We start from the raw sequence: 11,819 nt of genomic DNA, 5'->3' as shown, positions 1-11,819 counted from the left end.
GGTCCCCACCCAACACGAGCCACCCGGCCCCTACCCGTAAGGAACCCCATGAAGACCGCCACCCGCACCATCGTGACCACCCTGGCCGGACTCGGCCTGATTGCCGGCCTGGCCGCCTGCACCGCCGATGCTCCCAAGAAGGACGACGCCAAGGCTTCGTCCTCGGCTTCCGCCTCCGCTTCCCCCGACGGCAAGACCGACGCCACCAAGGACGAGGGTAAGAAGGAGGAGGCTAAGGACATCACCGATCCCGCACAGCTGGACAAGTTCCAGACCAAGTGCGAAAACGGCACTGCCAAGGTCACCGACGGTAACGGCGATGTGACCGTCCCCGACTGCGAGAACGTCATCATCGAGACCAGCAACTCGATCATCCACCTCGGCGCCACCACCAACCTCACCGTCAACGGTGCCATCAACGACATTCAGGGCACCACCGTGCAGAGCGCCACGTTCGCCGGCAGCGCCAACACCCTGACCACCGACAACACCCCCAAGATCGACGACAAGGGTGAGCAGAACGAAGCCAAGACCCGCTAGTCCCCTGAATTCCCTCGGATACACCCGGTCCGAGGGAATTACGCCCCGGCCATCGAAATATTAGATGGCACGCCACATTCCACCCCCTTCCCGCACCACACCCGACAGCAGATCACCAGGAGCCCAGCAATGAACTTCACCGACTACATAGCGGCCGTACGCCGTCACTGGATCGCCGTGGTGATCGCCATTGTGATCGCCTGCGGAATCGCCGGAGTCGCCACCGCCGTCGCGACCCCGCAGTACCAGTCCAAAACCCAGCTGTTCGTCTCGGTGGGCGGCGGCGACTCGGTGGGCGACCTCGCCCAGGGCAACTCGTTCTCCGAGCGCCGCGTGTCCTCCTACGTCAGCCTGGCCACCAGCTCGCGGGTCCTCGAACCGGTAATCCACAAGCTGAATCTCGATATGAGTCTCGACCAGCTCAAGGCCGCGATCAGCGCCGCCTCTCCCCCCACGACCGTGCTGATCAACATCACCGTGACCCACCCAGATCCCGAAACCGCCAAGCGCATCGCCGACGCGGTGGCCGAAAGCCTCGTCTCCGAGGTTGAGGTCGTGGAGGGGTCGGCCTCGACCTCGCTGATCAAGATGAGCGTGGCCGAGGAGGCCGTGGTTCCCACCGTGCAGTCCTCCCCCGACATCAAGAAGAACCTGCTGATGGCCATCGGCGTGGGTGGCGCGCTGGGTGTGCTCTACGCGGTGCTGCGCTCCTTCCTGGATACCCGGATCCGGACCCGCGAGGGTGTCACCGGCATCACCGACGCCAGCATCCTCGGCGTGATTGCCGAGGAGCCGGGCCTCGACCAGGACCCGCTGGCGATCCTCACCGATCCCTACGGTGTGCGCGCCGAGAACTTCCGTCAGCTGCGTACCCAGCTCCAGTTCACCAATCTCGATCACACCTCGCAGAGCGTGGTGGTCACCTCGAGTCTGCCCGGTGAGGGCAAGTCCTCGACCTCGATCAACCTGGCGCTGATGCTCGCCGAGGGCGGCGGCCGTGTGCTGCTGATCGACGCCGACCTGCGCCGTCCCCGCGTGGCCACCTACCTGGGCCTCGAAGGTACCGTGGGTTTGACCACGGTGCTGGCCGGACGGGTCGACGTGGCCGACGCGATCCAGTCGGTGGGCAACCGCAGCAAGCTCGACGTGCTCACCTCCGGGCAGATCCCGCCGAACCCCAGCGAGCTGCTCGGCTCCGCGACGATGAACACCCTGCTGCGCTCCCTCGAGGAGCACTACGACACCATCATTCTTGATGCCCCGCCCACCCTGCCGGTCACCGATCCGGCCGTGCTGTCCACCATCACCTCCGGTGTGCTCATGGTCACGACCCTCGACGGTCGCCTGCACAACGACGAGCTGCGAGCCGGACTCGACAACCTCGACGGCGTAGGGGCGCGCATCCTCGGCATCGCGCTCAACCGCATGCCGCAGCGCGCCAGCGCCTACTCCACCTACGGCTATCAGGACACCGTGGAGCCCTCGCGGCGCGAGATGCGCAAGTCGGCGCGGAACGCCAAGAAGGGCGCGAAAAAGGCCAAGGTGCCATCGGGTCCCGTCCGTAAGTCCGCCACCGCGGGTGCCCGTCACAACGAGGCGATCGTATGAGCCCGCTGAACATCCTGGTGGTCTGCACCGGAAACATCTGCCGCTCCCCCTACGCCGAGCGGGCGCTGCAGGCCCTGGCCGACCGAATCGCCCCGGGAGCGTTCAGCGTCACCAGCGCCGGCACCCGGGCGGTCGTGGGCCGCGGGATGGAGTCGGGTTCCGCGCGGATCCTGACCGAGCACGGCATCCCCACGGCCGGGCCGGTTGCCCGCCAGCTCACCGCCGACATGGTGACCGGGGCCGACCTGGTGCTGGGACTCGCCCGCGAACATCGCGCCGAGGTGCTGGATCTGGTGCCCGGGGCGCTGCGTCGCACCTTCACCCTGCGCGAGTTTGCCCGACTGCTTTCCAGCTGCACGGCCGCCCCCTCCTCGGAAGAGATCCGGGCCGCGGCGAGCGCCGACACCCTCCCCGACCGCTGGCGCGCGCTCACCCCGCTCGCGCTGCGTCACCGCACCGACGCCAAGGCGGCTAATCCCGCCGACGACGACGTCCTGGACCCCTATGGGCTGGACGACGCCGCGTTTCGCACCATGGCCGCCCAGATCGACGCGGCCCTGATCCCCCTGCTCGACACCCTCACCCGGCTTGGTGCCGCGGACCCCCACCCTTCGACCTCGAACTAGGAGCACCCCATGGCATCCCCCACCTCCCGCCGCCTGGTGTATCTCGGCTGGCACGGCTTCATGAACTTCGGCGACGACCTGCTGCGCGACAGCTGGCAGGCCGCCCTCACCGACGACCTCTCCCTCTCCGCCCCGCTCTCCCGCCGCGACTACGTGACCCAGGCACCCCGGGTCGCGATGGACCGGATGCGCACCGCCGGCGCCGAACGCCTGGTCCTGCTGGGCGGCGGCACCACCGTGGGCTTTGCCAACTGGGCGGGGCACGCACGCCGTGCACAGATCGCCTACGATGCCGACGGAATCCTGATCCCCGGCGCGGGCGCCGCCGAGTCCACCGACACATTTGCGCTGGGCCTCCAGGAGCAGGGCTGGTCCGACTGGGCCGATCTCTCCGGGGTCGCGCTGATGGGCGTGCGCGGTCCGCTCACGGCACGCGAGTGCGCCGCCAACTGGATCCCCACCCCGGTGATCGGTGATCCGGCCCTGCTCTACCCGACCCTGGTGGATGTGGCTCCCGCACAGCGCGATGACACGATGATCGGCGTGGCTCTCGGGGCCGATCCCGAGTCCCGCTTCGATCCGCACGTGGTCGCCGAGGCGCTGCGCCGAATCAGCATGGCCGAGCGGATCGACCGGGTGCGCGTGTTTGCGCTCTCCGCCACCGACCGTGAGGGTGCCGAACGCTTCGCCCGGATGGTCGGTCCGCTGGCCGAGGTTGTCTACTACGACGGTGATGTGCGCGACACGATGCGCTCGATTGCCGAGTGTGGCCTGTTCATCTCCGAGCGTCTACACGGCGCGGTAGCCGCGGTTTCCCTCGGGGTACCCACGGTCGCGCTATCCTACGCGTCCAAGTGTGATGATTTCTGGCTCAGCGTCACCGGTTCGCGCTCCCCAATCACCGTCGGACACGATGCCGATGAGCTGCTGGCCGAGATCCGTGCCGTGCGCGAGCCCGCCTATCAGGCCTTTGTGGCGGGCGAGGTGCGGGCGCTGCAGGGAACCCTGGGTCGCGCCGCCGAACGCATCAACCGCTGGCTGGCCGGACAGTCCAGCACCACCGAACTACTGCACCCGGCCCCGTCCGGTCCCACAATTTAATCCAATCGGTGCGTGGATACTCCGCGTGCCCCGGGACTCTCACCCAGGATCGCTCCGATAGGATCGTGGTACTCCATCGAGTGAACCCCCATCCCAGAGGAGGCACCATGCCTATCGCTTCCGGCGGCGCGCCCGTCGCCCGCAAATCGCTGCGTGAGTCCGCCGCGGAACAGATCCGCGCGGCCATTCTTGACGGTACATTGCAGCCGGGTGAGAACCTCAACGATGGTGAGTTGCAGGAGTGGCTGGGCATCTCCCGCACCCCGGTGCGCGACGCCCTGAACGATCTGGCCCGTTACGGCCTGATCGAGATGGCCCCGCAGCGCTACACCCGGGTGGCCAAGCCCCGCCCCGAGGATCGCACGCTGATCATGCAGACCCTCGGTGCCCTGGTGGGTGGCGTGGTGCGGGTCACCGTGCCCGGTCTCACCGATGAGCAGCGCGACCAGCTGATCGCCGCCGTGCGCACCGCCGCCGGCACGGTTCTCGGCCGCGACTATGAGTCGCACGGAAAGCTCGGCTGGGACATGGTGTACCTGTTCCTGGACCTCTGCCCCAACCACATCCTGGTTGCCGCCACTCGCGACCGGATCGATGGCCTGGGCTACCAGCTCACCATCACCCGCGACGCCGCCAGCACCGACTGGGCCGCGCTCGAGGCCGGCTATCCGGCCCTGATCGACGCGCTTCAGGCGGGCGACTCGATCGCCGCCGAGCTCGCGATCGAAACCGTCTTCCAGCTGCCGCTGCCCACCGCGTAGCGTACAGACAAAACGCCCGTCCCGTTGCCGGGGCGGGCGTTTTGTATACGGGCGGCTAGTCCTGGCCGCGGAAGGTTTCGATGAAGTTGCGGCGGGTGGGTTCGTACATCGCATAGATCAGGTCGCCGGTGGCCGCGGCGTCGCCGGTGTGTGCGGCGGCGTTGATCGCCTCAAGCTGCTCAACGATCTCGTTTACCCCGGTCAGGCCCTCACGCGGGGTGAGGAAGCGCAGCAGCTGGAGCGAGAGGCCCTCGACGGTTTCCACCATGATCCGGTTGCCGGTGGCCTTCTCAAACACCAGGAAGAAGTCCCGGATTGCCGGTCCGAGCCCGGCCAGGTTGTCCCCCTTGAGGCACGCGCGGGCGTCCTCGGCGAAGCCCTGAAGCTCGGCCAGTTGGTCGGCGCTCAGGTTGCCCACGGTCTTGCGGGCCGCGTGCTCGTGCAGCACACCGGTGGTGAAGATCGCCTCGTTGATATTGCGGAAATCCAGCGGGGCCACCCGCGTGTACTTATGCGGGACCAGCTCGACGATGCCGTTCTCGGCCAGGCGATTAAGGGCCTCGCGGATCGGGGTGCGCGAGGTGCCCAGCCAGGTCAGCAGCTCCTCATCGTGCAGCTGCTCGCCGGCCTCCAGGGTACCGTCGAGGATCGCGTTGAGGATGGTGTCGTAAATCTCATCGCGCAGCAGGCGGCGACGGATCGGGGCGCGTCCGGTGCGGGGCATTAGGAGGCCTTCTCTGTGGGTGCCGAGGTGGATGCTGACGGGGATTCGAGGGCAGCCTCGGGGCTGGCCGCGAGGATCTGTGCGTGGAAGTCGCTCACCTCGGACTCGAAGTACCGGGTGCACGCACGCGAGGCTTCGAGGGAGTCTCCGACCAGGGTCGCGTCGATCATCTCGCGGATCGCATCGTAGGTCGAGGTGCGGCTGATCTGGTCGCTGTGCGCGCGCAAAATGCGCTGCACGTGCGGATCGAATCGGGCGGGCATGCGCAGCAGGACCCGGTTGTCATAGCGGGTGATGTACACCTCGAAGATCGAGGTCAAAATCTCCGGGGCCTGGGCGGCCTTACGTCCGGCCGGACCGACCAGCTTTTTCAGCAGCGCGGTCAGGGTCTTGCGGTCGGCGTCGGTGAGCAGCGGCACCACCTCACGGATCGCGGCGGCGTAGAGCGCGTCGAGAACCTCCATCATCTCACCGAATTCGACCGGATCAATGGCGGCCACCCGGGTGGCCTTCTGCGGCAAAACCTCAACCAGGCCGGTGTTTGCCAGGCGTCCCAAGGCTTCGCGGATCGGAGTGCGCGAGGCACCCAGCCAGGTTTCCAGTTCCTTATCCGAGAGCGTGCGTCCGGGTTCAAACTCCCCGGAAACGATCGCGGTGAGAATGCGGTCATACACCTGATCCCGCAGCAGAAGACGCGGGGTGGCGCTGGGTTTCTTGGGCACTGGCATGTGCCCATACTAACCGAGAGAGTCTGTAAATATCTAATATACCAATGCTATTTTTCTACCAAATCGTGGGCTCTGGCGAGCGCCAGGGGTGCGCTCGGGGCAACCATGGGCAACGCCAGTTCGAGAATCAACCCGCCATCCGGGTTCGCCCTCACCTCCAGCTGGGCCCCGTGCGCGCGGGCGATGTTGCACGCCAGGGCGAGTCCCAGCCCATTGCCTCGCACTCGTCCGGGCACGCGCACGCGTCCCGCACCACGATAGAAGGGTTCGGTGATCTTTTCCAGCTCCTCGCTCCCCAGGTGGACCCCCGTGTTGACGATGATCAGCCGGACTAGGTCATCCTGTCTGATCAACTCCACGGCAACCCTTCCGCCGTCGATGTTGTGTCGCACCGCATTGGTGAGCACATTGTCTACCAGCCGGGCGAACAGAATGCGGTTGACTTCCACCACGTAGCCCAGTGGGCAGTCGTTTTCGATGTACACCCCGTGGGTGCGCGCCTCCGAGCTCAGCGCGAGGGTGGATTCGGCGACAAGCTTGCCCAGATCCACCTCCTCCCGCTGCAGTTCACCGTGGGCAGCCTCGGCCAATTCCAGCAGCGCGGTCACCGTATCCACACTGCGCGCGGTGGTTTCCTGTAGCTGGGCGATGAGCAGCCGTGTGTCGGTGGAGTCGGGACTATCGGCCGCAAGCGAGAGCAGGGCCTGCGTGGTCGCCAACGGAGTTTTCAACTCGTGTGAGGCGTTGGCGGCGAAGCGCTCATACTCGGAGAAGGAGCGCTCCAGCCGGGCGAGCATCGAATCAAAGGTGTCGGAGAGCTCGGAGAACTCATCACGCGGGCCGGTCAGGCCCACCCGGTGATCCAGCGACCCCTCGGCGGCGCGGCGCGCGGCCACGGTAATCTCGTGGACCGGACGCAGTAGTCGGCCGGCCACAACCCAACTGATCAGGCCACCCACCAGCACCACCACGGCCAGAATCGCGCCGGAGCTTTCCAGGAGAACCGCGAGCAAGTCATGCACACTGCGCACCACCACGTTGCCGTTGCTGCCTGACCCTGGAGATGCGGGAGCACTGGTTGCCGGCGGCTCCAGCTGCGTCATGTGCCCGTCGCCCTGCTGAAACGTACCCGGGGTGATTGCGCTGGTAATGGCGTAGGTCGGTACATACTTCATCACCGCATAGAGAGCCCCCATCATCAGCAGCCCGCACCCCAACAACATCGAAGTAAACACGAGGGTGAGGCGCGCACGGGCGGTGACCCGCGGCCGCCAGGAGAGCAGCGAGGGTCGCGTGGGCGCCGGTGCGCTACTCAACGGGAGCCGCGATTCGATAGCCCACACCCGACACCGTCTCGATGATTCCCGGCTGACCAAGCTTCTTGCGCAGGGTCGAGAGGGTCACTCGGATGGAGTTAGTGAAGGGATCCACGTTTTCATCCCACGCCTTTTCCAGGATCCGCTCGGCACTCACGGTCGCCCCATCGGCGGCCATCAGCACCTCAAGGATCGCAAACTCCTTTTTACTCAACCGGATGTAGGCACCGTCGCGGAACACATCATGCCGGAAGGCGTCCAGACGCACGCCGTGATACTCGTAGACCACCGGGGTCGCCTCGGCGGTGCGGCGACCCAGCGCACGCACTCGGGCAATGAGCTCGGGGAAGGCGAAGGGCTTAGCAAGGTAGTCGTCGGCTCCCAGCCGGAAGCCCTCCACCTTATCGGTGAGGCGACCCGAGGCCGTCAGCATGAGCACCCGGGCGCGCGATCCGGCGGCGGAGAGCTCGGCACAGACCCGATCGCCGTGGATGACCGGCAGGTCTCGGTCCAGGACCACAACGTCATACTCGTTCACCGAGTCCATCTCCAGGGCGGTCGCGCCGTCATAGGCGATATCGGCCGCAATGATCTCACGCCGAAACGCCTCGTGAATTGCCTGAGCCAGGAGCTCCTCATCGTCAACAATCAAAACTCGCATCGGTCGCCCCTTCCGGACGTCGCGACGATCGCCCGATTGACGATCATCTAATATACAGATATTTAAGCACATTAGATGTAAAGAAAATATCAATTCTTTTATTGACATCACCTGAACGGCCCCTCGGCTGTACTGGATTCACGTTCACCCCGAACACACCAACACACGAGGAGTACCATCATGAAAACCACCACCGTCCGCACAGCACGCCTGGCCGCAGCCCTGGCCATCGTCCCACTCACCATCGCGCTGATTAGCGGATGTAGCGCAGCCTCCCCGACGGGCAGCCCCTCCCCAGACGCCGGCGGAGACAGCAAACCCGCCTCGGGCAACGGCGGCGGCACCACCGATCAGCAGTACGACGAATGGGTGCTGAAGTTCAATGGCTGCATGGAAAAGCTCGGCCACGACATGCCCGCCCCCGGAGAAGCCATGACCGGCATGGAGGAGGGACCCGAGCTCGATGCACTTCTCGCCGATTCGGACAAGTGCGTTGAGGAAGTGGGCGAGGCACCGGGCGCCAACAAGAAATCCAAGGAGGAGGTCAACGAAGCGGCTCTGAAATTCGCCCAGTGCCTGCGCGACAACGGCGTCGACGTGCCCGACAGCGATCGACCCGGTGCCATCACGGTACCGCAGAACGCCGACAAGGCCGTGCTGGAAAAGTGCAACAAGGAAGCCGGAATCGGAGCTAGCTAATGGGAGAGACAACAAGCGTTCGTCCCCGCCGAAAGCGCGCGGGCCTGATCATTGCGCTCGTGGCGGTCCTCGCCATCGGCGCCGGCGCCACCTTCTTCATGGTGCGTGGCGGAAGCGCCGCGGCCGATCCGCCACCGGCAGCCGCACCGCCTCCCACCACCGAGGTAACGCGCAAAACCCTGCAGGAAACCATCACCGCCCAGGGCAAGCTCGGCCATGGCGCCGCTCGCGATCTGGCCACCGCCCTGAGCGGCACCATCACGGGCCTGCCCGCCGGTGGTGCCACGATCGGCCTGGGTCACACCCTGTTCTCGGTAGACAATAAGCCGGTGACGCTCCTTCGCGGAAGCATCCCCGCCTGGCGCGAGTTTGCCGCCGGTATGGACAAGGGACCGGACATTAAGCAGCTAGAGCAGAGCCTGGCCGACCTGGGTTTCTTTGGCGGAACACCAGATGAAAAGTTCACCGCGGCGACCACCACCGCGATCAAGAAGTGGCAAAAGTCGCTGGGCCTGGAACAGACCGGCACCATCGCGCTCGGGACCATCGTATTTGAGCCCGAGGATGTTCGGGTAAATTCGGTGGAAACCGTGCTCGGCAGTATGGCAGGCGGCGAGAAGCCGATCCTCACCATCACCGGCCTGGGACGCAAAATCACCGCGGATCTCAAGCTCGCCCAGCAGTCGATTGCGACCGTGGGCGGCAAGGTCACCGTCAATCTCCCCGACGGTACCAAGACCACCGGCACAATCGCATCGGTCGGCACTCCGACCAGCCGCGACGGCGATGGCGGAGGTGGAGGTGGAGGCGGCGACAAAGCCAGCACCGTGATTCCAGTCGAAATCTCCCTGGACGACCCCGCCGCAGGTGAAAACCTCCAGGAAGCCGCGGTGTCGATCGATTTCCCCACCAAGAGTGCGGAAAACGTGCTCGTGGTTCCGGTCGGCGCGCTGACTCCGGATGGTAAGGATGGATATCTGATCGAGGTACTGAATTCCGACGGCACCACCAAAAAGGTTCCCGTCACTCCGGGGCTGTTTGCCGGAGGCTCGGTGGAAATCAGTGGCGACGGTGTCTCCGAGGGCGACCAGGTGGTGATTCCGAAACTATGAGTGCACACGTGATCGAACTCAACCAGGTGACCCGGGAACACGGGAGTCCGCCGGTGCGCGCCGTTGACGGCGTCTCACTCACCGTGGAAACCGGCGAGATGGTGGCGATCGTAGGGCCGAGTGGGTCGGGAAAATCCAGCCTGCTCAACCTCATCGGCACCCTCGATCGACCCACCACCGGTTCGGCCCTGATCGACGGGGCGGACGTGGCGCGGCTGAGCGATAACTCGCTCTCGGCGCTGCGGGCCTACCGGATCGGGTTTGTGTTCCAGCAGTTCCACCTCTCCGAGGGGGTCTCTGCCATCGACAACGTGGCCGACGGCCTGCTCTATACCGGGGTGGGTCTGCGGGAGCGCCGGCGCCGGGCGAGCGATGCTCTCACCCGAGTGGGGCTCGGTCACCGCACCACCCATAAGCCCTCACAGCTCTCCGGTGGCGAGCGGCAGCGGGTGGCCATCGCGCGTGCGGTGGTCTCCCGCCCGCCGCTCCTGCTGGCCGATGAGCCCACGGGTAACCTCGACCAAACGTCGGGGGCCAGCGTGGTTGAACTGCTACACGAGCTCAACCGGGATGGCACCACGATCGTCGTGATCACCCACGATGTGGAACTCGCCGAGAAACTCCCGCGACGCATCATGATTCGTGATGGCCGCGTGGTCTCCGACAGTAAGGACACTCCATGAGACGCCGGAGAACCGCGGCGGAACCGGTGAGTGCGCTCCTGGCCAAGTCACGCTCGCGCCTGCTGCGGAAGGACGTACTGCGCCTGGGTGCCTCGGGACTAAAGTCTCGGCCGACCCGGGTGGTGCTCTCGGCACTGGGCATCGCGATCGGGATCGCCGCGATGATCGCGGTGGTGGGAATCTCTACCTCCAGCCAGGCGAGGCTGAACGAACAGCTCAGCTCACTCGGTACCAACATGCTCACGGTGGGAGCCGGAAAATCCATGTTTGGCGACCAGTCCAAACTTCCCGAAACTGCGGCCGGGCAAGTATCTCGCATCGATGGCGTGGAAAAGACTGCCTGGTTAGCGGAGCTGGAAGGAGTAAAGAGCTATCGCAGTCGACTCATCGATCCCGGACAGTCCGGGGGTATCACCGGTGCTGCTGTGTCGGATAATCTGCTCGATGTGACCGAGGCCAGCATGAAGGCCGGAACATGGTTCACTTCGGCCACCGCGAACTATCCCACGGTGGTCCTCGGGGCCAAGGCTGCACAGCGGCTAGGCGTGGTCACGCCGGGAACGCAGGTCTGGATCGGGGACCAGCTCTTTACCGTGTTGGGTGTCCTGGATCCGGTCCCACTCGCACCCGAGCTGGATACCATGGCGATGTTCAGTGAGCACACCGCGATCGAGGCGTTCGGCTGGGAAAAGAACCCCACCACGATCTATGAGCGTTCCTCGGATGAGGCCGTGGATGCGATTCGCGACCTCCTCCCCCGCGCGGTGAACCCGCAAAATCCCGAGGAGGTGGAGGTCTCGCGCCCCTCGGATGCGCTGGCCGCCAAGAACGCCGCCGACACCGCCTTTACCGGCCTACTGGTGGGGCTCGGCTCGGTGGCGCTGCTGGTGGGTGGGATCGGCGTGGCCAATACGATGGTCATTTCGGTGCTGGAACGTCGACGCGAGATCGGCCTGCGCCGAGCCCTCGGGGCGACCCGGAAACACATCCGCTCGCAGTTCCTCGCCGAGGCTCTGCTGCTCTCCGCCCTGGGCGGGGTCGCGGGTGTGGGGATCGGCATGGTGGTGATCACGGTGTTTGCCAATGCCAACGGCTGGCCGGTTTCGGTGCCGCCGCTGGTGATCCTCAGCGGTGTCGCGGCCACGATCGTGATCGGTGCCATCGCCGGCCTCTACCCGGCGATCCGCGCGGCTCGCACGCCGCCCACGGCGGCGCTGGCGAGCTAGTGAATCTTCCCCCGGACCCCACGGTCCGGGGGAT

General features: G+C 65.8%; 13 protein-coding genes. 9 read left to right on the top strand and 4 right to left on the bottom strand.

Going from position 1 to position 11,819, the window contains the following annotated elements; all coding sequences use genetic code 11:
* Positions 1 to 48: 48 nt before the first annotated feature.
* From M2390_RS04125 to M2390_RS04105, 5 genes are all read left to right on the top strand, one after another.
* Complete coding sequence (locus tag M2390_RS04125) at positions 49 to 540, top strand: hypothetical protein (protein WP_259177229.1); 492 nt, start codon at positions 49 to 51, stop codon at positions 538 to 540.
* A gap of 129 nt (positions 541 to 669) precedes the next feature.
* Entirely contained in the window at positions 670 to 2,148 is a 1,479-nt protein-coding gene (locus M2390_RS04120; RefSeq protein WP_259177228.1) for a polysaccharide biosynthesis tyrosine autokinase, read from the top strand.
* On the top strand, positions 2,145 to 2,774 hold the full coding sequence (locus tag M2390_RS04115) for a low molecular weight phosphatase family protein (RefSeq protein ID WP_259177227.1): 630 nt from the start codon (positions 2,145 to 2,147) through the stop codon (positions 2,772 to 2,774). The genes M2390_RS04120 and M2390_RS04115 overlap by 4 nt, the downstream gene beginning before the upstream one ends.
* Before the next feature lie 9 nt (positions 2,775 to 2,783).
* Positions 2,784 to 3,875, top strand: a complete 1,092-nt coding sequence (locus tag M2390_RS04110) for a polysaccharide pyruvyl transferase family protein (protein ID WP_259177226.1) — start codon at positions 2,784 to 2,786, stop codon at positions 3,873 to 3,875.
* Between the two features lie 107 nt (positions 3,876 to 3,982).
* Positions 3,983 to 4,636, top strand: coding sequence for a GntR family transcriptional regulator (locus M2390_RS04105; RefSeq protein WP_259177225.1), 654 nt, complete (start codon positions 3,983 to 3,985; stop codon positions 4,634 to 4,636).
* Between the two features lie 55 nt (positions 4,637 to 4,691).
* On the opposite strand, the gene M2390_RS04100 is transcribed toward M2390_RS04105, so the two are convergent.
* The 4 genes from M2390_RS04100 to M2390_RS04085 are packed head-to-tail and all read right to left on the bottom strand — an operon-like array spanning position 4,692 to position 8,065.
* Positions 4,692 to 5,360, bottom strand: a complete 669-nt coding sequence (locus tag M2390_RS04100) for a GntR family transcriptional regulator (RefSeq protein WP_259177223.1) — start codon at positions 5,358 to 5,360, stop codon at positions 4,692 to 4,694.
* Positions 5,360 to 6,088 (bottom strand): GntR family transcriptional regulator, encoded by a 729-nt coding sequence (locus M2390_RS04095; RefSeq protein ID WP_259177221.1) that lies wholly within the window; start codon positions 6,086 to 6,088, stop codon positions 5,360 to 5,362. Before M2390_RS04095 ends, M2390_RS04100 begins: the two co-directional genes overlap by 1 nt.
* Positions 6,089 to 6,135: 47 nt before the next feature.
* Positions 6,136 to 7,404, bottom strand: a complete 1,269-nt coding sequence (locus tag M2390_RS04090) for a HAMP domain-containing sensor histidine kinase (RefSeq protein WP_259177220.1) — start codon at positions 7,402 to 7,404, stop codon at positions 6,136 to 6,138.
* The gene (locus M2390_RS04085; RefSeq protein WP_259177219.1) at positions 7,397 to 8,065 is read right to left on the bottom strand and encodes a response regulator transcription factor; all 669 of its coding nucleotides are present in this window, start codon (positions 8,063 to 8,065) and stop codon (positions 7,397 to 7,399) included. The genes M2390_RS04090 and M2390_RS04085 overlap by 8 nt, the downstream gene beginning before the upstream one ends.
* Before the next feature lie 180 nt (positions 8,066 to 8,245).
* Between M2390_RS04085 and M2390_RS04080 the strand changes: the two genes are divergently transcribed.
* The 4 genes from M2390_RS04080 to M2390_RS04065 are packed head-to-tail and all read left to right on the top strand — an operon-like array spanning position 8,246 to position 11,785.
* On the top strand, positions 8,246 to 8,764 hold the full coding sequence (locus tag M2390_RS04080) for a hypothetical protein (protein ID WP_259177217.1): 519 nt from the start codon (positions 8,246 to 8,248) through the stop codon (positions 8,762 to 8,764).
* The gene (locus tag M2390_RS04075; RefSeq protein ID WP_259177216.1) at positions 8,764 to 9,876 is read left to right on the top strand and encodes a peptidoglycan-binding protein; all 1,113 of its coding nucleotides are present in this window, start codon (positions 8,764 to 8,766) and stop codon (positions 9,874 to 9,876) included. The genes M2390_RS04080 and M2390_RS04075 overlap by 1 nt, the downstream gene beginning before the upstream one ends.
* Complete coding sequence (locus M2390_RS04070; RefSeq protein WP_259177215.1) at positions 9,873 to 10,559, top strand: ABC transporter ATP-binding protein; 687 nt, start codon at positions 9,873 to 9,875, stop codon at positions 10,557 to 10,559. Before M2390_RS04075 ends, M2390_RS04070 begins: the two co-directional genes overlap by 4 nt.
* Positions 10,556 to 11,785: an ABC transporter permease gene (locus M2390_RS04065; RefSeq protein ID WP_259177213.1), complete on the top strand. Its 1,230-nt coding sequence runs from the start codon at positions 10,556 to 10,558 to the stop codon at positions 11,783 to 11,785. The genes M2390_RS04070 and M2390_RS04065 overlap by 4 nt, the downstream gene beginning before the upstream one ends.
* Positions 11,786 to 11,819: the final 34 nt, after the last annotated feature.

The organism is Mycetocola sp. BIGb0189, assembly GCF_024810155.1.
In the GTDB taxonomy this organism is placed as follows: Bacteria; Actinomycetota; Actinomycetes; order Actinomycetales; family Microbacteriaceae; genus Mycetocola; species Mycetocola lacteus.
This window is presented reverse-complemented; position numbering and strand designations above follow the sequence as displayed.

Bases quoted from the DNA above. Each gene is read 5' to 3' on its own strand.
- M2390_RS04125 (WP_259177229.1), top strand. From the start codon at position 49: ATGAAGACCGCCACCCGCACCATCGTGACCACCCTGGCCGGACTCGGC.
- M2390_RS04120 (WP_259177228.1), top strand. From the start codon at position 670: ATGAACTTCACCGACTACATAGCGGCCGTACGCCGTCACTGGATCGCC.
- M2390_RS04115 (WP_259177227.1), top strand. From the start codon at position 2,145: ATGAGCCCGCTGAACATCCTGGTGGTCTGCACCGGAAACATCTGCCGC.
- M2390_RS04110 (WP_259177226.1), top strand. From the start codon at position 2,784: ATGGCATCCCCCACCTCCCGCCGCCTGGTGTATCTCGGCTGGCACGGC.
- M2390_RS04105 (WP_259177225.1), top strand. From the start codon at position 3,983: ATGCCTATCGCTTCCGGCGGCGCGCCCGTCGCCCGCAAATCGCTGCGT.
- M2390_RS04100 (WP_259177223.1), bottom strand. From the start codon at position 5,360: ATGCCCCGCACCGGACGCGCCCCGATCCGTCGCCGCCTGCTGCGCGAT.
- M2390_RS04095 (WP_259177221.1), bottom strand. From the start codon at position 6,088: ATGCCAGTGCCCAAGAAACCCAGCGCCACCCCGCGTCTTCTGCTGCGG.
- M2390_RS04085 (WP_259177219.1), bottom strand. From the start codon at position 8,065: ATGCGAGTTTTGATTGTTGACGATGAGGAGCTCCTGGCTCAGGCAATT.
- M2390_RS04080 (WP_259177217.1), top strand. From the start codon at position 8,246: ATGAAAACCACCACCGTCCGCACAGCACGCCTGGCCGCAGCCCTGGCC.
- M2390_RS04075 (WP_259177216.1), top strand. From the start codon at position 8,764: ATGGGAGAGACAACAAGCGTTCGTCCCCGCCGAAAGCGCGCGGGCCTG.
- M2390_RS04070 (WP_259177215.1), top strand. From the start codon at position 9,873: ATGAGTGCACACGTGATCGAACTCAACCAGGTGACCCGGGAACACGGG.
- M2390_RS04065 (WP_259177213.1), top strand. From the start codon at position 10,556: ATGAGACGCCGGAGAACCGCGGCGGAACCGGTGAGTGCGCTCCTGGCC.